Annotated in this window: 18 protein-coding genes; 9 read left to right on the top strand and 9 right to left on the bottom strand. The window is 67.1% G+C overall.

The features are described 5' to 3' along the window. Window positions 1-51: 51 nt before the first annotated feature. Genes pnuC through QPK29_RS04710 form a run of 3 tightly spaced genes read left to right on the top strand, consistent with a single transcriptional unit; the run spans window position 52 to window position 2,290 of the window. Entirely contained in the window at window positions 52-636 is a 585-nt protein-coding gene (pnuC, locus tag QPK29_RS04720) for a nicotinamide riboside transporter PnuC (RefSeq protein WP_371770372.1), read from the top strand. Next, entirely contained in the window at window positions 633-1,922 is a 1,290-nt protein-coding gene (locus QPK29_RS04715; RefSeq protein WP_371770373.1) for a Xaa-Pro dipeptidase, read from the top strand. The genes pnuC and QPK29_RS04715 overlap by 4 nt, the downstream gene beginning before the upstream one ends. A 32-nt stretch (window positions 1,923-1,954) precedes the next feature. Then, the gene (locus QPK29_RS04710) at window positions 1,955-2,290 is read left to right on the top strand and encodes a four-helix bundle copper-binding protein (protein ID WP_056132683.1); all 336 of its coding nucleotides are present in this window, start codon (window positions 1,955-1,957) and stop codon (window positions 2,288-2,290) included. 4 nt (window positions 2,291-2,294) lie between these two features. Here QPK29_RS04710 and QPK29_RS04705 read toward each other — a convergent pair whose 3' ends face one another. From QPK29_RS04705 to QPK29_RS04695, 3 genes are all read right to left on the bottom strand, one after another. Beyond that, window positions 2,295-2,642, bottom strand: coding sequence for a hypothetical protein (locus QPK29_RS04705; RefSeq protein WP_056132680.1), 348 nt, complete (start codon window positions 2,640-2,642; stop codon window positions 2,295-2,297). Window positions 2,643-2,727: 85 nt separating this feature from the next. Then, window positions 2,728-3,006, bottom strand: a complete 279-nt coding sequence (locus QPK29_RS04700; protein WP_056132677.1) for a hypothetical protein — start codon at window positions 3,004-3,006, stop codon at window positions 2,728-2,730. A gap of 70 nt (window positions 3,007-3,076) precedes the next feature. Further along, on the bottom strand, window positions 3,077-3,877 hold the full coding sequence (locus QPK29_RS04695) for an SDR family NAD(P)-dependent oxidoreductase (RefSeq protein WP_371770374.1): 801 nt from the start codon (window positions 3,875-3,877) through the stop codon (window positions 3,077-3,079). A gap of 119 nt (window positions 3,878-3,996) precedes the next feature. Between QPK29_RS04695 and QPK29_RS04690 the strand changes: the two genes are divergently transcribed. The 3 genes from QPK29_RS04690 (at window position 3,997) to QPK29_RS04680 (ending at window position 6,151) form a co-directional block, all read left to right on the top strand. Continuing rightward, entirely contained in the window at window positions 3,997-4,557 is a 561-nt protein-coding gene (locus tag QPK29_RS04690; protein ID WP_056132675.1) for a TetR/AcrR family transcriptional regulator, read from the top strand. Window positions 4,558-4,630: 73 nt separating this feature from the next. Beyond that, window positions 4,631-5,794 carry a tyrosine-type recombinase/integrase gene (locus QPK29_RS04685; protein WP_371770375.1) on the top strand — a complete coding sequence of 388 codons (1,164 nt, stop codon included), beginning with the start codon at window positions 4,631-4,633 and terminating at the stop codon, window positions 5,792-5,794. Window positions 5,795-5,833: 39 nt separating this feature from the next. Beyond that, window positions 5,834-6,151 (top strand): carboxypeptidase-like regulatory domain-containing protein, encoded by a 318-nt coding sequence (locus QPK29_RS04680; protein WP_400189730.1) that lies wholly within the window; start codon window positions 5,834-5,836, stop codon window positions 6,149-6,151. On the opposite strand, the gene QPK29_RS04675 is transcribed toward QPK29_RS04680, so the two are convergent. From QPK29_RS04675 to QPK29_RS04665, 3 genes are all read right to left on the bottom strand, one after another. Continuing rightward, window positions 6,152-7,651 (bottom strand): hypothetical protein, encoded by a 1,500-nt coding sequence (locus QPK29_RS04675; RefSeq protein WP_371770377.1) that lies wholly within the window; start codon window positions 7,649-7,651, stop codon window positions 6,152-6,154. It abuts the gene before it with no gap. A gap of 1,229 nt (window positions 7,652-8,880) precedes the next feature. Further along, window positions 8,881-9,318: a VOC family protein gene (locus QPK29_RS04670; RefSeq protein WP_371770378.1), complete on the bottom strand. Its 438-nt coding sequence runs from the start codon at window positions 9,316-9,318 to the stop codon at window positions 8,881-8,883. Next, window positions 9,315-10,217, bottom strand: a complete 903-nt coding sequence (locus tag QPK29_RS04665) for a LysR family transcriptional regulator (RefSeq protein ID WP_371770379.1) — start codon at window positions 10,215-10,217, stop codon at window positions 9,315-9,317. The genes QPK29_RS04670 and QPK29_RS04665 overlap by 4 nt, the downstream gene beginning before the upstream one ends. Before the next feature lie 115 nt (window positions 10,218-10,332). On the opposite strand from QPK29_RS04665, the gene QPK29_RS04660 reads away from it, so the two are divergent. The 3 genes from QPK29_RS04660 to QPK29_RS04650 all read left to right on the top strand — a co-directional run bounded on the left by QPK29_RS04660 (window position 10,333) and on the right by QPK29_RS04650 (window position 15,039). Further along, window positions 10,333-10,728: a RidA family protein gene (locus tag QPK29_RS04660; RefSeq protein WP_371770380.1), complete on the top strand. Its 396-nt coding sequence runs from the start codon at window positions 10,333-10,335 to the stop codon at window positions 10,726-10,728. Between the two features lie 202 nt (window positions 10,729-10,930). Next, a complete protein-coding gene (locus QPK29_RS04655; protein ID WP_371770381.1) occupies window positions 10,931-14,080 on the top strand; it encodes a di-heme oxidoredictase family protein in 3,150 nt (1,049 codons plus the stop codon). 122 nt (window positions 14,081-14,202) lie between these two features. Beyond that, a complete protein-coding gene (locus QPK29_RS04650) occupies window positions 14,203-15,039 on the top strand; it encodes a hypothetical protein (RefSeq protein ID WP_371770382.1) in 837 nt (278 codons plus the stop codon). A 10-nt stretch (window positions 15,040-15,049) separates the two neighbouring features. Here QPK29_RS04650 and QPK29_RS04645 read toward each other — a convergent pair whose 3' ends face one another. From QPK29_RS04645 to QPK29_RS04635, 3 genes are all read right to left on the bottom strand, one after another. Continuing rightward, window positions 15,050-17,371 (bottom strand): outer membrane beta-barrel protein, encoded by a 2,322-nt coding sequence (locus QPK29_RS04645; protein WP_371770383.1) that lies wholly within the window; start codon window positions 17,369-17,371, stop codon window positions 15,050-15,052. 77 nt (window positions 17,372-17,448) lie between these two features. After that, on the bottom strand, window positions 17,449-19,245 hold the full coding sequence (locus QPK29_RS04640; RefSeq protein WP_371770384.1) for a hypothetical protein: 1,797 nt from the start codon (window positions 19,243-19,245) through the stop codon (window positions 17,449-17,451). Between the two features lie 81 nt (window positions 19,246-19,326). Further along, window positions 19,327-21,207 carry a hypothetical protein gene (locus tag QPK29_RS04635; RefSeq protein WP_371770385.1) on the bottom strand — a complete coding sequence of 627 codons (1,881 nt, stop codon included), beginning with the start codon at window positions 21,205-21,207 and terminating at the stop codon, window positions 19,327-19,329. Between the last annotated feature and the right edge of the window lie 44 nt (window positions 21,208-21,251).

Genomic DNA, 21,251 nt, shown 5'->3' with positions numbered 1-21,251 from the left:
ACGCTTCTTTGGAGGAGCGTGCATGGACAGGGACGGGCAGGGCCGGGCGCAATGATCGCGCCGCTCGAACTGGCGGCAAACGGATTCGTCGCGGTGTCCATCCTGCTGGCCGGACGCAACAACGTCCATACGTGGTGGACGGGCATCGTCGGCTGCACGCTGTTCGGCGCGCTGTTCGCCCGGAACCGCCTGTACGCCGACGTCGCCCTGCAGGCGTTCTTCGTCGCCACCAGCGTCGTCGGCTGGTGGAAATGGGCGCGCGGCGACCATGGCGACCCGCTGCCGATCACGCACGCCGGCGCCGCGAACCTCTTGTGGACCGTGCCGGTGGGCATCGCCGCCACGGCCGGCTATGGGACCTTGCTGCACTTCACGACCAACGCGTACGCGCCTTTCCTCGATTCCGCCGTCCTCGTCTTTTCCGTCATCGGCCAGGTGCTCATGGTGCAGCGCCGCGTCGAGAACTGGGCGTTCTGGCTGCTGGTGAACTCCGTCGCCGCACCGCTGTACCTGAGCCGCGACCTCGTCCTGACGGCCGTGCTGTATGCCGGCTTCTGGATCAATGCCATCGTTTCCTGGCGCAGCTGGTACCGACTGGCCGCGCAACCTCTTTTATCCGAGAGCCCAACCCCATGAACAAGACATCGCTCGCGGCCGCGCTGGCCATCCTCACGTTCACCTTGTCGGCCACGGCCGCCGACCAGGTCGTCGCCATCCGCGCCGGCAAACTGGTCGACGTCGTCGGCGGCAAGGTGCTGCAGGACCAGACCATCCTCGTCAGCGGCGAACGCATCACGGCCGTCGGTCCCACCGCGAGCACGACCGTGCCGGCCGGCGCCCGGGTGATCGACCTGTCGCGCGAGACCGTGCTGCCGGGCCTGATCGACGTCCACGTGCACCTGACCGGCGCCCCGAACCTGCACGGCTACCGGTCGCTGGGCGTGTCCGACATCCGCGCCGCCATGTACGGCGCGTACGCGGCGCGGCGCACGCTGGAAGCCGGCTTCACGACGGTGCGCAACGTGGGCGCGAGCGGTTTCGGCGACGTGGCGCTGCGCGACGCCATCAACGACGGCGAACTGCCGGGTCCGCGCATGCGCGTGGCCGGCTACGCCATCGGCATCCAGGGCGGCCATTGCGACAACAACCTGCTGCCGCACGATTTCCATTTCACGGAGAACGGCGTGGCCGACGGGCCGTGGGCGGCGCGCGCCAAGGTGCGCGAGATGGCGAAGTTCGGCGCCGACACCATCAAGATCTGCGCATCCGGCGGCGTGCTGTCGAAGGGCGACGAGGCGGGCGCCCAGCAACTGACGCTGGAAGAGATGAAGGCGATCGTCGAGGAAGCCCATAAACTGGGCCGCCGCGTGGCCGCGCATGCGCATGGCGCCAGCAGCATCCGCGACGCGATCCTGGCCGGCGTCGACTCGGTCGAGCATGCGAGCCTGATCGACGACGAGGGCATCCGCCTCGCGCGTGAAAAGGGGACGTATCTCGTCATGGACATCTATAACGACGACTTCATCCTGCAGGAAGGCGCCAAGGCCGGCATGCTGCCGGAGTCGCTGGAGAAGGAGCGCATGGTCGGCCAACTGCAGCGCGATAACTTCCGCAAGGCGTTCAAGGCCGGCGACAAGATGGCGTTCGGTACCGACGCCGGCGTTTACCCGCACGGCGACAATGCCCGTCAGTTCTTCTACATGGTCAAGTACGGCATGACGCCGATGCAGGCGCTCCAGGCCGCGACGATCAATGGCGCCGACCTGCTGGGCTGGAAGGACCGCGTCGGCTCGATTACCCCGGGCAAGTACGCGGACATCGTGGCGGTCGGCGGGGATCCGCTGGCGGATCCGGCCGCGCTGACCCGCGTGGACTTCGTCATGAAAGGTGGCGCCGTCATCCGGAGCGATGCGCGAAAATAGACGTCTCCTTTCCACGACCAACGGGAGAAGTGATGTCTAACGACAATTTTAAAGCTTGTATCGAAGCCTGCTATGCGTGTGCCGCCGCCTGCGACAACTGTTCGACGGCATGTCTGAAGGAAGACGACGTCAAGATGATGGCGCGCTGCATCGCACTGGACATGGATTGCGCGCAGGTCTGCCGCACGGCCGCCGCCTTCATGGCGCGCGGCAGCGATGTTGCGCGCGACCTGTGCCGCCTGTGCGCGGACGTGTGCACGGCCTGCGGCGACGAGTGCGGCAAGCATCCGATGGACCATTGCCAGGCGTGCGCGCAGGCGTGCCGCGCCTGCGCCGACGCGTGCCGGCGCATGGCCGGCGCCGCCTGAGCGGTCAGTCGCGGCGGGGCGGTGCCAGGTCGTCTTCGCTCTGGTTGCCGCCCGTTTCCGGCGCGCCGAGGCCCGTCGAACCGGGGCTGGCCTGGCGGCTGCGCGTGTCCTGGTAGCCGCGGTTGATGGCCGTCGCGGCCGTGCCTTCGCCTTCGGCCGGCTCGTCCGGCTGCCCCTGGCGGTTGCCTGCCTCGCCGGACTGGCTGCTGCCGCGCGCCAGCGGCGCCTCCTCTTCCGGACGCGGCTGGGTGCCGCTGCCGCCCGTCTCGGCCATCGTCTCGTGGGTGAGGGTGCTGCCTTCTTCGCCGCTGGTCGGATTGCCGACGCCGATCGTTGTCGATTTCGCGTTCATGTCGCCTCCTGGAGTGAATTGATGAGCGATTGTCGCCGCGCGCACGCCGCCCGTCTGTCGGCAAGCACGGCGCGCGCGTGTAGGATCAGACCGGAATCTCGGACGTACCGCCGCCCATGCCGCCGAACTCCTGCAATTGCTCGACCGTCAGCCGGCGCTCGTTGAGCGCGGCCAGGATCGCTTTCAACTGGTCGGGGTCGGGCTGGATATAGACGATGCGCTGCTCGATTTCGTCTTCCCAGCAGCGCGTGTAGGGTACGTCGGTCTCGGCCATGATCTTCGCGTCGAAGCTGCCGTCGCGCAATTCGCCGAACAGGGTGACGCGCGTCGTGTCGGGCGTCGTGTTCTTTACCGTGATGCTCATGCATGCTCCTTTCGGTGTGCTGGTCGTCACGGTCATTGTCCCGTAGGCGCGCGCCGGCTGCAAACGCGGTTCAAGCGTGCGCGGCCGCCAGGTAGCGCGAGGCCGGCTTGCCGCTCATCGCGCCCTGCATCAGCCTGGCGGCGGCTTCCTCGAAATTCTTCCACAGTTGCGCATCCTCGACGGACGGGAAGGTCACCTGTTCGCCCAGGTCGAGACCGGCCAGGGCCGCGTCCACGCAATCCTCGGCCGTCATCACGATGCGCGGGTCCATCGCATTCAGCCGGTCTTCTTCCCAGATCTCGGTGGCGGTCACGGACGGCGCCACCAGTTGCACGCGGACGTTCGTGCCTTGCACCTCGTTCTGCAGGGCGCGCGTCAGGTTCGCGACATGGCCCTTGCCGGCGCTGTAGAAGGTGCTGCTCGGCAGGAAGCCGAAGCCGAGGATCGAGGCGATGTTCACGAGCGTACCGCGGTTGCGCGCCAGGAATTGCGGCAGGGCGGCAAGGCTCAGGCGGTTGACCGCGTCCACGTTGATCGCCTGCTGCCAGGCGACGTCGGCCGGGTCCAGGGTCGTCGTCGCACCGGGCACCGACACGCCCGCGTTATTCACGAGCAGGGTGATGCTGGCATCGTCACGGATCAGGTCGGCCAGGCGCTCCACGTCGTCGCTGCGACTGAGGTCGGCAACGAAGGGACGGACCTGCACGCCGTACTGCATGGACAGCGTGTCGGCCAGTTCAGCGAGCTTGTCGCCGCGGCGGGCGACGAGGACGAGGTCGTAGCCGCGCCGCGCCAGGCGGTCCGCGTAAATCTTGCCCAGGCCTGCGGATGCGCCGGTGACGATGGCCGTGCCTTGCTGTGCTTTGCTCATGATGTGCTCCTCGATGGTGGGGTTGAAAGCAAACATGATGGTCGTCATGTTTGGATGGATGAAGCATGATGGATATAATGTTTGAAGTCAACCCCACAATTTATATGGAGGCGATAGAGATGCGCTATCCACCGGAAGAAACCGCCGCCAAGCACCGCCGCATCCTCGAGGAAGCGGGCCGGCTGTTCCGCGAACGCGGCTTCGCGGGCGTCAGCGTCGGCGAGATCATGAAGGCGACCGGTCTCACGCACGGGCCTTTCTACAACCACTTCGCTTCCAAGGAAGCGCTGATGGCCGAGGCATTGTCCGACCTGTCGTCGCGGACGCAGGCCGATTTCGACCGCATCCTGGCGGAGCAGGGCATCGCGGCCTACCTCGACCTGTACCTGAGCCGGCGCCACGTCGACAGCGCCGGCGCGGGCTGCCTGATGACGGCGCTCGCGGCCGACAGCGCGAAGGAGCCGGCCACCCGCGGCCCATTCACGGCCCACGTGAAGGGCGTCATCGACCGCCTGATGCGCGCGCTGCCCGGCAAGCGCCGCGCCGAGGCGGACGCGCGCGCCGCCGCCATGCTGGCGCTGGCCGCGATGGTGGGCGCGGTGACGCTCGCGCGGGCGGTCGACGATCCGGTGCTGGGCGACGAGATCCTGGCGGCGACGCGGCAGCAACTTCTGGACTGAATCAGCGGCGGTGCTGGGCCGACGGCGGCCGAGCTGCTATACTGTATAAAAACACAGTTATCCCAGCACCGCCATGCCGAACTTCACCCCCATCGACCTTGGTCCAACGATACCGGAAGCGATCACGACCGGCGCGAGCGGCCGCCTGCACGTCAAGATGTACCGCCAGGCCGAGGACGCGATCACGGAAGCGACCACCGACATCGAACTGGCGCGCGAATTCATCGCCCACGGCGAACTGAGCGCGAAATCGATCCAGAACACCCAGAAGGAACTGTTCCGCTTCCTGACCTGGTGCCGCGAGGAAGCGAAAAAGACGCTGGCCCAGCTGAACGTCGCCGACCTCAACGCGTACAAGGAATTCCTCAAGAACCCGCCGCCCGAGTGGGTCTGCACGACGAAATGGCCGCGCACCGATGCGCGCTATCGGCCATTCACGGGACCGTTGTCCGACGCGAGCCGGCGCCAGGCAATGATCGCCGTGAAGGGCCTGCTGGGTTTTGCCGAGCAGACGGGCTATTTGCGCCGCAACCCGGGCGCGCTCGTGCGTAACGTCCGGGCGCCGTCCGCGAGCCGCATTACGCGCTACCTGACGCAGGGCGCGATCGCGCTGGCGCTGGAGACCGTCGCACACCGTGCTGCCGACACGCCGGCCGCGCTCAAGCGCCGCGCGCGCGACCGCTTCCTGCTCGTCGCTTTCGCCCATACGGGTGCGCGCCTGAACGAGATCGTGGGCGCATCGATGGGGGCTATCTACACGGAAGGGAAAGGCCGCTGGTGGATCGACGTCCTCGGCAAGGGCAACAAGCCGCGCCGCCTGCCGGTGCCGCCGGACATGCTGGACGCGTTTCGAACCTACCGCCAGGCGTTCGGCCTGTTGCCGCAGACGGGCCGGACCGATCGCACGCCGCTCGTCCTGTCCAGCCGCAGCCGCGAACTGGCGCGCATCACGGACGAGGCGGCCTCGGAAGCCATCAAGGCGATCTTCGCCGACGCGGCAGGCGTTGCGGACGGGCGCGGCGACGCCGACACGGCCGCCACGCTGCGCCAGGCATCCGCGCACTGGCTGCGCCACAGCATGCTGACGAACCATGCGAACAACGGCGTCCAGCTGAAGACGCTGCAAGACACGGCGGGCCACGCGAACATCGCGACGACGGCGGCTTATCTGCACAAGACCGACAACGAACGCTACGACGAAATCATCGCTTCCGTGAACGGGCGCGGCATCCTGTGAACGCCTTACGCTGCGCGTTTTCGTGACTATACTGGATGCATGGTGCTTCCAGCTCACGCTACCAGCGGTATCGACGGCGAGGTGATCCTGCGCCCGATGAGCCCGGTCGAATGGCCGGGCATGGTCAACCAGCGCCCGTACCAGGCGCTGATCGGCGTGGCGGATGGGGCAGGGCGCCACGTTGCGGAGGTCCGCAGCGACCCCGACGGCCGGTTCCGCATCATCCTCGAACCCGGCACGTACGTCCTGCAGCCGGAATCCGAGGCCATCTATCCGCAGGCGCCGGCGCAAACGGTCACGGTGGAGAAGGACCAGTTCACGCCGGTACGCATCATTTACGACAGCGGCATCCGCTGATCACGACGCGAAACCGATGCCGACGATCCGGCTGCCCCAGTCGTGGTTGGTCAGGACATCCTCATTGACGAGCCATGCGCGCCGCGTGTTGCGCGGATCCACCGTCACCGCCGAATAATCGCCCCAGCGGCCGCCCGTGAAGAACGTCGGACTCGTGAAGGCCGCGATGCCCGGGCTCAGCGAATACGTGGTGCCGTTGTTGTGGTCGAAGCCGGAGAACCGCACCTGGGCATTGGTACCGCGCGGCGGGTCGGTCATCGTCCAGGTCACGTAGATGTCGTTCGCGCTGTTGGCCGCGATCGACGCGTTGAAGTCGAACGACGTCGACGTCCCGAAGAAGAACGCGCTCTGCACGAGCGAACTGGAGGCCGTATTGATCTGGTAGAACTTGGGCGCCGCATAGCCCACCAGGTTGACGGTATGAACCTGCCACAGGAAATCGCCGGTCTGCGTGCTGGCGTTGACGAAGCGGCCGTCGAGCGTATCCAGCGTGGACGTCGTGCCCGGCTGCGGCGCGTCGGGCGGGGCAGTGTAGGCGGGCACCGCCACGCTCACCGGTCCCGTCAGCTGGATCGCGTTCGGCCGGCTCGAGTTGGTGAGCGTGTAGAGGCTCAGACTGCTGCCGCCCGATGCGGCGATCAGGTACGTGCGGGCATTCTGGTCGAGCACGATCGGCGGCGCGAGCGTGGCGCGCAGGCCCGTGAAGACGGGAACCGAGAAGCCGAGCCCGTTGTACAGGCGCGCTTTCGCCACCGCGAACATGTCGGCACCCCGGAATCCGCCGGACGCCGTGAACACGTTGGCCGTGACGATGACCGAGTCCTGGTCGTAGCCGAGCTGCGGGTAATCCCAGAAATCGCCGGCGTTGAAGGTCACGTTCAGCGCATAGATGAAATACGGGCCGAGCGGGTTCGACGTCGTGGAGATCGCGACGAAGAAGAGCTGGCGCGTGCTCGACTCCTGGAACGCGTCCGCCGTCACGACCCAGCGGTTCCACACGCTGTCGTACACGGCGCGCGGGTCGAACAGCACGCGGGCGCTATAGCCGAAGAAGGCCGCGAGCGAGATGCTGGTGCGCTGGCTGGGATTGGTCCGCAGGAAGATATCGATGTGGGAGTTCGTCACCTCGACGAAATGATCGACGCCCACCGCGCCGTGCGTGTCCGGCGGCATCAGGCCGTCGACGTCGGTCGCGCCCGCGAAATTCGGACCGACGAGGACGATGGGCGCGCGGGGGAGGGCTTCGCGTTCCGCTTCGGCTTCCATGTCCGCCTCGACCGGCTTCTCGGCCATCCGGTCCTGTGCCCGCAGTTTCGACTTGACGTCTTCGTACTCGGCCGCAGGCATCGTCGGCAGGAAGGGCTTCGATTTTCCTTGCGCGACCGCACGCGCATTCGGCGCCACATTGGTTTCCATGTCTTGCAGCATGGTCTCCACAGTCCTCAGTTGGGGCGCCGCGGCCTCCAGCTGAGTCCCGATTTCGATAGCAGAATGTTTCACGACATTACTCCTTTCCATTGAAATAGCTTGCAGCGTTGGAACCGGCAGAGGGCAGGCGCCATTCCCGCGCCGTCCACTATCGTGACAAACGGGCTGGACGTTGTTGATAGGGGTCAGGGCGAGAGAGCTCGTCTTTTGGGAGGGAGTTTTCCTACTGGAGCGGGAAAATGCTGATGTTCGAAAAGGAAGACTTGCTTATTCGGGCCGATAGCGAGCGCATTTCGGCTGTATATTGTTGGCGCAGAATATGTTTAATCATCCTTCTATTTAAATCGACATTATTTCCACTAATGTCGAGTTTATTAGGTTTGAATAAGACACCGATAGGGAAAGAGAAAGGGGCTGGAATATCCGGTTTCGCCAGTATTATTGAAATCGAATTAACTGCGAAACCCTGGTGCCGCTTGACTCTCATTGAATCGGAACGATGCGGCGTTAGGAATTGCGGAGCCTGCCATTCGAGTTGTTATTGCGATCGATTTCCCCCAGTGTCCGGGGTCTGGCCGGCAACGCCACGGGCCACCGCGAGTTCTCGGCCCGGCGCATCGACCTGCGGTGCGTGCCGCCCGTTCCCGGAGCTGCGGCCTGGATATCGACGCCGCACGGCGGCCGGACGTCCTGTGGCGCCACCGAGACGGGGCAAGACCAGTCGAACACGAGTTCTCGGCACCACCGAGACAAGCCTCAGCGCATCGACATCTGGAGCGTGCCGCCCGGCCCGGAAGCTGCGGCCTGGATATCGACGCCGCACGGCGGCCGTACGTCCTGCGGTACCGCCGCGACGGGGCAAGACCATCCGAACGACGGAGCGTGCCGCCCGCTGCGGCATGCGCCGGTTCGATCTCGATTGGATGCCAACGCCGCCCGCAGATCGACGCCCGAGACCGGGCAGGCCGAATCAACCCGATTCCGCGCACGCGAGCATCGCCGAGGCGTTCTCGGCGCGCACCTAACGCGCGACACAGCCATATCGAGTCTTCGAGAACCAGCGACACGCATACCGCTGCGGCCTGGCCACGACGCGTAGACCCCTTTGGCATGGCAAGGCGAGCACACGGACGTGGCAGCGATCGATCTACCGCAGGAACGGCTTTTACAAGGTGTCCGACGTTCTGCCGAAAAGCAGTTTACCCCGCCAGGGAAGGCATCCCGCGGACGTCGCCATAAACGCCATTTGACATAATATAGATTATGCGAAATTGCCCACATGCCGTTACGCATCACGAAAATCACGCTCCAACCGACTCCGCCAACCCGACAATGATCCCCTCCGGCCCACGGATATACGCCAACCGGTAGGACTCCCCGTACCGCATTTCGCCAATGACCTCGTGGCCACGCTCCCGCATGCGCGCGACCATCGCATCGATGTCGTCGACGGCAAACATCACCCGGCGCAAGCCCAGCGCATTCACCGGCGCCGCCACCGGCCCGAACCTGACGGCGTCCGGCGTGTGGAACTTGTCCAGTTCGATGCCCTGGCCATCCGGAGTGCGCAGCATCGCGAGCGTCGCCCTGACGTTGTCCAGGCCGATCAGGCGTCCGACGTCCGGCCCCTCGACCGTCGTTTCGCCCTCCAGCGTGAGCCCCAGTTCGATGAAAAACGCTTGCACGGCGTCGAGATCGTCCACGACGATGAGGACGTTATCCATACGTTTGATCGTCATTGTTTTTCCTCCATGAATTCAACCACCCAGTCGATGAACACCCGCAGCTTCCTGCCGACGTGCCGATTGGCAGGATACGCGACGTACAGCGGCAGCGGCGCGATCTCCCAGCCGTCGAACAACCGGACGAGCTCACCCTGCGCGACCGCTTCCCGCGCCATGTAATCCGGCAGCCACAGCACGCCCAGGCCGGCCAGCCCGGCCGCGAGATACGCGTTGCCGTCGTCGATTGCCAGCATGTAGCGCGCGTCCAGCACCACGGTCTCGTCGGCCCGCCGCAATGCGTACTCGAATCCCTGCCCGGAACGCGCGCCGCGGAATTGCACGATGCGGTGCGACGGCTCGCGCAGTTGCGCCGGATGCGTCGGCACGCCCGCGTGTTCCAGATACGCGGGCGCCGCATAGACCCGCAGCTGCAGGTCGGCCACGTGACGCGCGGCGAGCGACTGGTCGGTCAGGACGCCACCCCGCACGACGCAATCGACATTCTCTCCGATCAGGTCGACCATCCGGTCGCTGACGCCCAGGTCGAGCTGGATGTCCGGGTAGCGCGCGTAGAATCCAGGCAGCGCCGGCACGAGCAGCATCGTCGCGAACGGGCTCGGCACATCGACGCGCAAGCGCCCTGCCGGCGCCGTCGCCTTGTTCGGCAACCCGGCCTCGAGGTCTTCCAGCTCGGCCAGCATGTGCACGACGCGCTCGTAATACACCGCGCCGTCTTCCGTGACGTTGACCTTGCGCGTGGTCCGGTGCAGCAGTTTTACGCGCAGCCGCGCCTCCAATTGCTGGATGAGCTGGGTGACGGTCGCCCGGCTCATGTCCAGTGTCTGCGCCGCCTTCGTGAAACTCCCGGCTTCCACGACGCGCACGAATGCCCGCATGCCATCGAATCGGTCCACGCACCCTCCCAAGGTTGATTGTTGGGATTATACAAACAGTGATGGCGCGACTTGCCGATTTATCGGAAACGGTCGAGCCTCTACAGTGAGATCCTTTATCAACAAGGAGACCACCATGACCATTCGCGACGTCGTTTTCCCGCCGGGCCGCCAGGCGCTGTACGAAAAGAACCGCTATTCGCCGGCCGTGCGCGCCAACGGCTTCCTGTTCGTCTCGGGCCAGGTCGGCAGCCGCGACGATGGCTCGCCCGAGCCCGGCCTTGAGGACCAGGTCCGGCGCGCTTTCGAGAACCTGAACGCCGTCCTCGCCGCGGCTGGCTGCCGCTTCGAAGACGTGGTCGACGTGACCGTGTTCATCGTCGAGCCCCAGTCGACATTCGAGCGTATCTGGACCGTGGCGCAGGAATACTGGGGCCAGGCACCCTATCCGAACGTCACCGCCGTCGGCGTGACCTGGCTGTACGGATTCGATGTCGAAATCAAGGTCATCGCGCGTTTGCCGCACGCTTGACACGTTCAAGATCCCGAGCTATCTTGGCAAAGTTTCCATGTGGAAACGTTTCAATAACGGCCGTTGCGACGGCCGTTATTTCCATTTTATACATGATGGTTATCATGTCATCAGCTTTATTAACGCAGAAACAATACCAAGCGCCGCCAGAGCGTATCGACAGCGGGATCATCCCGCGCGACCTGACCTTCAAGGAGGAACCATGCCACAACGGTATCGAGGCTTACCATCCACCCTGGCGCTGTTGACCAGCGCCCTGCTCTCCGCCTGCGGCGCCGGCGATCCGGGCGCGCCGAGCAGCCAGGAGATGACCCGCACGGCGGCGGAGATCGCGACGGAAAGCGCGCTGACGCCCGCCGCCGCGACCGCCAGCGCATCCGAACGGGGCGATCTGTCGGCCGCTGCAACGATCGACCATGACGCCGCCACACGCTGGAGCAGCGGGTTTACGGACGACCAGTGGCTGACGCTCGACTACGGCAAGAGCGTGACGATCAACCGCGTCAACATCGTCTGGGAAAACGCGCACGCCCTGCAATACCTGCTGCAAGTGTCGGACGACAATGTGCACTGGACCACGATCAAGACCGTCGACGCCAGCACGGGCGGCACCGAGGACGTCGGCGGCCTGTCCGCCCAGGGCCGCTACCTGCGCATGCAGGGTGTGAAACGCTCGAGCCAGTACGGCTATTCGATCTTCGAGATCCAGGCATTTACCGGCACGCCCGCCACGCCGGGCGGCAGCGTCCCGACGCCGATTCCGGTCGACCTCACCAAGCCCGGAGTCGTCGTCAAGCCGGTGGCCGCGACGTCGTCGGCGGTGGAAAACGGCGGGCTGGCGGCGTCGATGGCGATCGACGGCAAGCCGGACACGCGCTGGGCCAGCGCCGCCGAGGACGGCGCCTGGATCCAGTTCGATTTCGGCGTGCCGACGCCGATCGGCGCAGTCAAACTGACCTGGGAGAACGCGTATGGCAAGGAATTTGCGCTGCGCGTCTCCGACGACGGCAAGACGTGGACGCAACTGCGCTACGTCGCCGAGGGCAAGGGCGGCACGGAAGAATTCCTCAACCTGAACACGAGCGCGCGCTACGTGCGCCTGCAAGGCGTCGCGCGCGCCACGCAATACGGCTACTCGCTGTTCGAGGTCGAGTTCCGCACGCCCGGCAGCGACAACACGCTGCCCGTCAACGCGACGTCGCCCCTGAACTATCCCGCGTCGGGCAGCGGATGGACGCCCTTGCCCGCCTCCGCCGAACCGCTGGAGACGCTGCAATTCACCCTCCCCGACGGCACGCTCGTCACGCGCTTCGGCGCCCGCGCGCTGGCCCGCCATGGACGCGAGCGCGGCGAGGACTGGAACGAGATCGGCTACGGCCCGAACGAGACCGTCGATCCGGCGACGGGCCTGCCGCTCGACAAGGGACCGGGCAATTACCTCACGTTCGTGCCGCAATACTTCCAGAACCGCACCTGGGGCATCGAGATCATCGACAACAGCCGCGTGGCGGGCGTCACGAAGCCGACGCTCGTCTACAACCAGTACACGCAGGTCGACTTCCTGCCCGGCCAGGTGGCGTTCTTCCGCGGCTTCGACCGGCCCGGCGTCACCGGCTACGGCTGGATGAATCCGGGCGAACTCGTCGACCGCAACGTCACGCTCTGCAAGCCGACGCCGTATCCGGCGCCGGGCAGGCTGACCGCCACGGCGGGCATCAATGGCGCGTGCACCCTGCTGGTGAAGGCATATCCGGGCCACGCGGATCTCGGCGCGGACGGTTTCCCGAACGGGAAGGACGTACCGTCCCGGCCGCTCGTCGTCGGCGACGTCATCGAGGTCGCGCCGTCGATGTTCTCGACGACGGACGCGATGGCCGCGAAAGGCGACAACGGCGGCATCCGCTACTACGGCCCGGAATGGGTGTACGTGGTCGGCGCCGGCCTGCGGCCATGGTACGGCGTGCAGCCGCGCCTGAATTCCGTGCCGCTGCCGGATGCGACGCTGTCCGGCGGTCTCGGTTCCGTCTCCTACAATTACTCGGACAACGGCCTGTTCATGTTCCAGCAGCCGCAGAACAATGCGGGCATGCAGGACGTGCAGCGCTTCGTCGAGGGACGGCGCCTCGTCCACACGAATTTCACGACGGGCGACCACCATGAGCCGGGTAACGACCGCTACCTCGGCGCCGTCGGTTTGCAGGGCGCCCGCTTCAACCAGTCCGCATGCATCGGCTGCCACGTCAACAACGGCCGCAGCCCGGCGCCGGCGAGCATCAACCAGAAGCTGGACGCGATGTCCGTCCGCGTCGCCGTCACGGGCACGGATGGCCGCCAGCTGCCGCATCCGCAATACGGCACGGCGATCCAGATGAACGGCGCCCGCGACTGGGGCACCGCCGTGCGCGTGGCCGGCTTCCAAGCGAAGACGGTCAAGCTCGCGGACGGCACCGTCGTCGAACTGCGCAAGCCGACGCTGGCCTTCGAGGGCCCGGTGCCGGAGCGCGTGTCGCTGCGCGCGGCCCAGCCGATGATCGGCACCGGCCTGCTGGAAGCCGTGCCGGAAGCGGACATCCTCGCGCGCGTGCGCACGACGCCCGACGTGGACGGCGTGCGCGGCGTGGCCAACTTCGCCTACGATCCGGAGAGCGGCGCCGTGCGCCTCGGCCGCTTCGGCTGGAAGGCGGCGAAAGCGACCCTGCGCCACCAGGCGGCCGAAGCGCTCCTCCTCGACATGGGCGTGACGTCGCCCGTCTACCCGAACCGCGCCTGCGTGAACGGCCCGGCAGCATGCGCCGCCGGCGGCTCGCAAACCGGCATCGCGGAAGCGGACCTGCAGAAGATCGCCCACTACCTGGCGCTCGTCGCCGTGCCCGCGCAGCGCAGCCTGTCCAGCGGGTTCCCGAAAGGCGTCGCACCGCTCGACGAGCACCGGGTCGATCCGGTGCAGGTCGGCGCCGGCGCGAAGCTGTTCCAGGGCATGCGCTGCACCGCCTGTCACACGGCGGAGATGAAGACGGGCAGCGGCCATTTGTTCGCGGAGCTGCGCAACCAGACCATCCACCCGTACTCCGACCTGCTGCTGCACGACATGGGCGACGGCCTGGCGGACAAGTTCGCGGAAGGCCAGGCGACGGGCGCGATGTGGCGCACGGCGCCGCTGTGGGGCATCGGCTACACGGACAAGGTGATGGGCAACGCGGCGCGTGTGGGCTATTTGCACGACGGCCGCGCCCGCACGCTGCTTGAAGCGATCCTGTGGCACGGCGGCGAGGCCACGCAGGCACGCGTGCGCTTCGAAAACCTCGGCAAGGCCGACCGCGAGGCGCTGCTGGCGTTCCTGAAGTCCCTCTGACACGGCATGCGGAGCGGGCCACCCTGCTCCGCCTTTTTTGTGACGCATCACAGTAGCTTTGTTTTGCGTCAATGCGCCTTCTTGTTCCCGGTCAGTGCACAATACGTGGAACGGAGGCCATCATGCCGCACATCTACAAACCCGAAGAGCGCTGGGACAATGCCGACATCGGCTATCCGTCCGCGCTCGCCATCGGCGATTCCTGGTTCTGGTACGTCAACAACAATATCCTGGGTACGATGATCAACCATCCGGCCCTGTCCGACGACCATCGCAACCTCCAGCTCGTGGGCTACAACGGTGCGCGCCTCAAGGATTACGTCGGCGACGGCAAGTATGCCGACACGGTCGAGCATTTCCTCCGTCCCGGCTTCGTGGAAGGGTTTGCGGAGTTCTATATCAGCGGGGCGGGCAACGACGCCGTCGACGTGGACCTCGCGCTGTTCGACCATCGCCCGCCCGGCACGGACGCACATGGCTGGATCGACGGCCGCGGCATGGACGACATGCTGTTCCGGCTGCGCCAGGCCCTCACGCGGCTGATCGCGTCGATCCGCGTCGCGAAGCACGCCAGCGCCACCCTGGCGCCCATCTTCGTGCACGGCTACGACTACCCGGTGCCGGACGGCCGGGGCTTCGAGTTCGGCCTGATCCACGCCGGGCCATGGCTCGCGCCGGCGCTGGACCGGCGCGGCGTCCCGCCCGACCTGGCGCTGCGCAGCGAGATCGCGCGCCTCATGATCGACCGCCTGAACGATGACCTGCTGGCGCCGCTGGCGGCCGTGACGCCGGGCGTCGTGCACATCGACAGCCGCGGCATCCTGCCGCGCGACCACACGTACCGCGATTACTGGTCGAACGAAATGCACCCGACGAACCTGGGGTTCCGGCGCATCTTCGAGCAGGCGTGGCTGCCCAGGCTGTACGAACACGGCATCGCGCTGCGGCCGTTTCCGTAAGCGCAGGCGTTCAGAAGCCCCCGCCGCCACCGCCTCCGCCGCCGGGTCCGAACCCGCCCCCGCCATTGCCGAAGCCGCCGCCGGGGCCGCCTTCGCCCCGGCCGCCGCGGAACATGCCGCGGTTGCCGTTGCGCAGGCGCTCGTCGCCCGTCACGCCGCCCCACTGGTAGCGCAGACCGATCTGCACGATGCGCGGCTGGCTCACGTTCAGCGTATGCAGGCGCAGCACCTCGTTCTCGATGTCGCTCTCCATGTTCCCGGTGTGGAAGACGTTGTTCACGTTGAGGTTCAGCGACAGGCGCGGCGTGATGCGGTGCATCCACGTGAAGTTCGTCATCGTGACGGCGCTGTTGATGCCCTGGCCGTTCAAGGTGGCGCCGTTGCGGTTGACGCTCAGCTGCAGCGATTCCATGCCCACCTGGTATGCGAGCCGCAGCTTGATGTTTTCCCGGTGGTTCGTCTGCTCCACGGCCGTCGTGTCGGTCGTGAAGTTGGAGATGCGCTGGCGCTTTTCGTTGGCCAGCGTCGCCCCGAGGTTGGCGGACAGGCCCGACACGAACAGCTGGCGCATGTTGAAATTCAGGTCGACGCCGACTGAATCGTTGGTGCCGAAATTGATGGGCGACGTCACGATCACGTTCGGATCGAGCGTGAGCGCGAAGCTGCGGTTGCCGATCATGGGCGACTCGCGCCGCTTGAACAGGACGAAGCTGCTGTCCACGCCGAACAGGCGGTCGCGGTACGCCACCTCGAAGTTGTCGTTGTTCACCGGCTGCAGGTGCGGGTTGCCGAGCCGCGCGCTGAAGTCGCTGAGATAGACGAGGTTCGGGTTCAGGTCGCGCTCGTTCGGCCGCGCGATGCGGCGCGAGGCGCGGAACTGCAGCATGCCGTCGGTGCCGATGTCGCGCGTCACGTAAAAGCTCGGCAACCAGTTCATGTAGTAATACTTGTCTTCCTCGGCCAGCAGGGGCTGGTGGACGTCGAGTTCCGTGTACTCGCCGCGCAGGCCGCCCTGGATGCTGAGGTTCTTGCCCAGCTTCGTGGACAGGATGCCGTAGATGGCCGCGTTGCGGTCGTTCGATTCGAAATCGCTGATGCGGCTCGCCACCGGCACGTACTCGCCCGTGACGGGGTCCTGGCCGAGGTAGTTCGTCGGATTGTTCGTCTTGCTGTCCGCGACCTTCGCGCCCGCCTTCAGGTGCCACGTATCCCAGACGTTGCGCTCGTAGTCGACGGAGATGTCGAGGATGCGGTTGCGCCGGTCGGTCGAGCGCAGGCTGTTCGCGATGAACGGCGTCGGCCGCAGGCGGTAGTCGTAGAAGACGTCCGAATCGGAATGATTGTTCTGGCCCGTGTAGCGCAGGTCGAACTTCAGGTCTTCGCCCGGCACGCCGCTCTTGTGGTCGTACGACGCGCCGATGCCAAAGTTCTCGGCCGGCGAGCGGCTCTGCGACCGACTCGTGAAATCGGCCAGCGGCGCGTCGTCCGCCGCGAAGCGCTGGGTCGAGGTCGTGCTGTCGCTCTCGTTGCGGATCTTCGAATAGCTGACGGTGGCGCCGGCCTGGTCGCGCTCCCCGACGTTGTAGGTGAACGTCGACGCGAGGTTCAGCGATTTCGACCGGCCCTGGCGGTTGCCCACCGAGTCCTGCGAGTCCTTGACGGCGCCGCTGGCCGGGTCGAGATCCTCCCGCTGGGACGCGTTACGGCTGTTGCGCACGTACTCTCTCACACCGATGTTGCCGGAGATCGAGTACGGGCCTTCCGCATGCTCGCCGTTGAGGAAGGCGTTGCCGCGGCCCTCGGTGCCCTTGTTGACGCTCATGTTCGCGCGCGAGCCGGCCTTGCGGTTGCGCTTGAGGACGAGGTTGATGATCGGCCCGCTGCCGCCCTCGTTGCCGAATTCCGCGCCGGGCACGTTGATCACCTCGATGGATTCGATGGCCTCGGCCGGGAACGCGTTCAGCGCGTCGCCCCGGTTCTGGCCCTGGAACTGGGCATCGCGCTTGCCGTTGACCATGATCTGCACGTTCTGGTTGCCGCGCAGGGCCACGTTGCCGTCCTGGTCGACCGTGACGGACGGCACGTTGTTCAGGATGTCGGCGGCGGACGCGTTGCTCACGCTGATGTCGTTCTTGAGGTCGTAAACATCGCGGTCGACCTTGTTGGTCGGGCGCGTCGCGACCACCTCCACGGTCGCGACCCCGCCGTCGGACTGCGTGTCCGGTGCGGTCTTGGCGGCGGGCGGCGCCGTTTGTGCGAACGACGCCGGTACGGCGAAGCAGGTAACGAGTAAGGCGGGAAGGATTTTCAGCGCGTGCTTGGTCGGAATCATCGAACAGGATCAGTGAGTGGAAACGCCGGAGCATGAATCCGTATTCCTCCGGCTACCCAAAAAAGTTCCAGCTTTTTTTACCGGCTCGTCGGCGGGTTCAGCAATGCCTTGGACGGATCCGGGTTCTGCATCTGCTGCTCGAAAAAGCCCCGGGCGTCCTCCAGCCCCGCATTGTATTCGACATCGCGCATCACGCTGACCTGGTCGATCGTCCATTCGCTGAAGCCGCCGGCGCCCGGCACCAGGCGCATTTCCGCCGCGATGTCGGCCAGGCTCAGCCCGCCGTCCAGGCGGCGCTGGAACGCCGCCGCCCATGCGGCCGTCGCGGGGTCGCGGACGTCGTTCTCCAGCGTGCGCAGGATGTGCTCGGCCCTGGGCACGTCGACCTGGTAGCAGGACGCGAGCACCGCCGCGCGCGCAAGCGTGCGCGAATCCCGGCCCGTGCGCCACGCCGTCAATACGCCGTCCAGTGCTTCGGGACTGGGCTTGCCGTCGGCCAGCAGCGACAGGTCGAGCGCCGCCAGCGCGACGGCGCCCGCGCCCGGATCCCGCTCGCGCGCCCGCGCGATGCCGGCGCGGGCGGCGTCGAGGTGCGGCGCACGGGCGCCGGCATCGAGACGCGCGGCCAGCTTCAGGTGCGCCCGTGCCAGCAGCAACAGCACGTCGGCGCCGGCATCGGCACGGCGCGCGGTCTTCTCCAGCCACGGCAGCGCGGCGGCCGGGTCGCCCCAGTCGACGCGGGCCCGGTTCAGGGCAAGTTGCCCCGCCTCGACGTTCGGCACGGCGCCGGCGTCGGCCGTCAGCGTGCGCAGCAGCGCTTCCCCCTGCGCGGGCGCCGGACAGGCCTTCAGGGCCGCGTCGGCGAGCATGAAACCGCCGGACGTCGCGGACATCGTCGTGATGGCGATCTCCGGACGCGGACCGGGCGGCTGCTCCACGCGCATGACCTCGGCCCGCTGCAGCCGGTAGCGCCACAGCGCGGTCGACGCTGCGCCCACGTCCAGGCCGAACGCGTCGCGCAGCGCGGCGGCCGGCTCGGCGCCCTGGTGGACGGCATTCAGGAACGTCCCCAGCTTCCTGCGCCGTTCGCCGGCACCGAGGATGTAGTGCGCGAGGAGCCAGGAACGGGCCTCGAATTCCACGCCCGCGGCCCGGCGCCGCGTGTCGGACAGGTTCGCGAACGGACGCGGCCCCAGTATGTCGGCATAGTCGAGGTTGTAGCGGTGGCCCTGGTCGAGGAAATAGAAATACCGGCCCACGCCCGGCGGCGTGCGGCCGATCACCATCTGCGTCGCGCCGAAGCGCACGCCCGCGAAATAATTCGCGAAGCCTTCGATCCAGGCGGACGGGCCGCGCACGTCCGTGTGCCGGTACAGGAAGTGGCGTGCATACGCTTCCGACACGTAGGACAGTCCTTCGTCGAGGGGCGTCTTGACGAGCTTGTCGTCGTCGATGGCCGCCAGCGGCGCCGTCCGCACGAGGAAGCCCTGGGTGCCGTCCGTGCAGTCGCGGAACAGCGCGATGCCATTGGCCGGGCGGTCGGCCGCCACGAGGTCCAGGTCACGCACATCGTTCAGGTACACGAGGTTCAGCTTGCTCTCCGGACCCGCCGACGTCGGGCGGTAGTCGTCCGTGTACACGCGCAGCAGGCTGTCGAGGCGTTCCAGGTGTTCCACGAGCCGGGCCACGTCCTCGCGCGGCGCGTCCGACAGCACGACGACGTGGGCGCTCTCGGCCCGTACCCAGGCCGACGTGCCCCGCTGGCCCGTGACGACGATGCTTTGCGGACCGGCCTCCTGCGCGAAACAGGCGCCGCCCACGAGCGCACAGACGACGGCGACTGCCGCCGCCGACCTTTTGAATGGTAAAACCACGATCCGGGACTCCTTGACAGTATTTACGAACGTACAACCCTGTCATTCTACCGGGATCGTTGCCGATTGCACATTATATATTCAGTGCCGAGCCTCCGGCGGCGGCCGTACCGGCACGGCTTGCCGCCCCGCCGGCGCCCGTGCCGGCGCGGGCGTCCGCCCGGACCGCGGCTGCGGCGCGACGGCCGTGATCCGCCCGTCCTTCAGCTGCCAGCCGGCATCCGCGACCATGAGCTCGGACCGTCCTTCGATGCGTACGGGCCGGCCGTTGATCAGCGTGTGCGCCGAGCGCCAGGCGACGACGGCCTGCGGCATCCTGGGCACGTCCGGCGCGATGCCGTGGACGGTCGCGCCATCGATGACGAGCTCGCCGAAGTGTGCCGCGCCGTCCGGCCGGACCGTGCCGCCGGCCCCATCCGGACGCTGGCCCGCGGCGCAGGCACAGGCCCCGGCCAGGGTGACGTCCAGGTCGGCGAACAGCCTGGGCACGTGCTCGCGCAGGGCCAGGTAGCGCCGTGCCTGCGCCGCCCCGTGGTCCCACAGCGCGGCGCGCAGGGCCGGGTCGCGGTCCAGCTTGGAGTTCGCGCCCAGCGGCATGCCGGCCGCCGCCTCGACGGCCGTGCCATCCATGACGATGCGGTCGACCTGCACGAGCTTGTCGCGCCGCTGCGCCGCCGCGCTGGCGGGGGACGCATCGTCGCCGCGGCCGCTTTCCATGCGGCGGTTGATCGCATCGACGAAACCCAGTTCCTGGTTCATGGCGAGATTGCCGCCCAGCGCATTGCGCAGTTCCCAGATCTCGCCGCCGTCGAAGGCGATGTGCGGTCCATTCCCAGCCAGCCTGGCCTGGCTGGGGTTGACCTGCACGACCCAGATCGCGTCCGGCTTTTTCTCGTCGTCCGCCACGCCGGACAGGAAGTTGCGGATCGGCGGATTCTGCGAGAACAGCCCGTCCCACAAGGTCAACGGGCGCGGGGCGAGCGTCGCCTCGTCGAGGCCCGCCATCTCGTGCGCGCGGAACAGCCACGGCACGGCGGCGGACGCCAGCACCGCGTCGAGCGAGATCCCTCCATCGCCCGGCGCCCGCTCGGAACTGAACGCGACGAATTCCCCCTCGTGCAATTCCACGGCGCCCAGCAGCAGGCGCGGGATCGGACGCAAGGTGAGGCGCACGGCATCGGCGAGCTGCCCCAGCGCCTCGGCGTCGAAGCGCACTGCGGGCGGACGCCACCGCTCCAGTGCGGCGTGCAGCAGGCTGCCGGGCTGGACGCCGATCTGCGCCATGCGCGCGCGCAGGCGGTCGGCGGCGCCGAGCTTGTTCGCGATGCGGCCCTCGACCGCGCCCCGGTCCGCCCGGTAGCGTTCCTGGCAAGGTGCCGCCGGTGGGAACATGGCCGCCTCCAGGTCGCTGCGCAGCCAGCGCTCCACCTCGGTCGGAATACTGGCGAACTCGCCCAGCAGCGCGACGAGCGGCCAGTCCACGCCCGGGCGCAGCAGCGCCGGCAGCGAAAAGAAGCCGGGGCGCATCCAGGGATTGTCCGGCCCGAGCATGCGGGCCAGCGCCGGCCACGCGGTCGCGTTCCATCGCTCCATGCCCGCGAGCGGCCACACGTACGGGCTGGATTTGACGTCCCAGCCGCCCATCGCGGCCAGGTCGGCGAGGCCGCGGCACACATGGTTGACCGTCGACTCGACGAGACCGACTGCGGAATTGCCCTGCCAGAACGCGTCCAGCCGGCGCCCCGCCTCGGGCGCGCCGCCCGTGATGAAGCCGTACCAGCCGAGCAGCGCGCTGATGGCGCCGCCGGACGTGCCGCTGATCGCGATGAGCGCCGTCCGGTCGGCGCCGTCCTCGTCGGCACGGTTGTCGAACTGCTCGAGCAGGATGGGAAGGACGCCGCCCGTGTACGCGGCGTGGCTGCCGCCGCCCTGGCAGGCGATTGCGATGCGATTGGTTGCCATGAGACCTCCCGGCACAAGGTTGTCATCAGCCTCCCGCACCGTTA

The sequence above is a fragment of the Massilia orientalis genome (assembly GCF_030411975.2).
Classification (GTDB): domain Bacteria; phylum Pseudomonadota; class Gammaproteobacteria; order Burkholderiales; family Burkholderiaceae_D; genus Telluria; species Telluria orientalis.
This window is presented reverse-complemented; position numbering and strand designations above follow the sequence as displayed.

Excerpts from the sequence above, each read along its gene's own strand:
- pnuC (WP_371770372.1), top strand. The coding sequence starts at position 52 with ATGATCGCGCCGCTCGAACTGGCGGCAAACGGATTCGTCGCGGTGTCC.
- QPK29_RS04695 (WP_371770374.1), bottom strand. The coding sequence starts at position 3,877 with ATGAGCAAAGCACAGCAAGGCACGGCCATCGTCACCGGCGCATCCGCA.
- QPK29_RS04660 (WP_371770380.1), top strand. The coding sequence starts at position 10,333 with ATGACCATTCGCGACGTCGTTTTCCCGCCGGGCCGCCAGGCGCTGTAC.
- QPK29_RS04705 (WP_056132680.1), bottom strand. The coding sequence starts at position 2,642 with ATGAACGCGAAATCGACAACGATCGGCGTCGGCAATCCGACCAGCGGC.
- QPK29_RS04670 (WP_371770378.1), bottom strand. The coding sequence starts at position 9,318 with ATGACGATCAAACGTATGGATAACGTCCTCATCGTCGTGGACGATCTC.
- QPK29_RS04710 (WP_056132683.1), top strand. The coding sequence starts at position 1,955 with ATGTCTAACGACAATTTTAAAGCTTGTATCGAAGCCTGCTATGCGTGT.
- QPK29_RS04715 (WP_371770373.1), top strand. The coding sequence starts at position 633 with ATGAACAAGACATCGCTCGCGGCCGCGCTGGCCATCCTCACGTTCACC.
- QPK29_RS04650 (WP_371770382.1), top strand. The coding sequence starts at position 14,203 with ATGCCGCACATCTACAAACCCGAAGAGCGCTGGGACAATGCCGACATC.
- QPK29_RS04700 (WP_056132677.1), bottom strand. The coding sequence starts at position 3,006 with ATGAGCATCACGGTAAAGAACACGACGCCCGACACGACGCGCGTCACC.
- QPK29_RS04655 (WP_371770381.1), top strand. The coding sequence starts at position 10,931 with ATGCCACAACGGTATCGAGGCTTACCATCCACCCTGGCGCTGTTGACC.
- QPK29_RS04685 (WP_371770375.1), top strand. The coding sequence starts at position 4,631 with ATGCCGAACTTCACCCCCATCGACCTTGGTCCAACGATACCGGAAGCG.
- QPK29_RS04690 (WP_056132675.1), top strand. The coding sequence starts at position 3,997 with ATGCGCTATCCACCGGAAGAAACCGCCGCCAAGCACCGCCGCATCCTC.
- QPK29_RS04635 (WP_371770385.1), bottom strand. The coding sequence starts at position 21,207 with ATGGCAACCAATCGCATCGCAATCGCCTGCCAGGGCGGCGGCAGCCAC.
- QPK29_RS04680 (WP_400189730.1), top strand. The coding sequence starts at position 5,834 with ATGGTGCTTCCAGCTCACGCTACCAGCGGTATCGACGGCGAGGTGATC.
- QPK29_RS04645 (WP_371770383.1), bottom strand. The coding sequence starts at position 17,371 with ATGATTCCGACCAAGCACGCGCTGAAAATCCTTCCCGCCTTACTCGTT.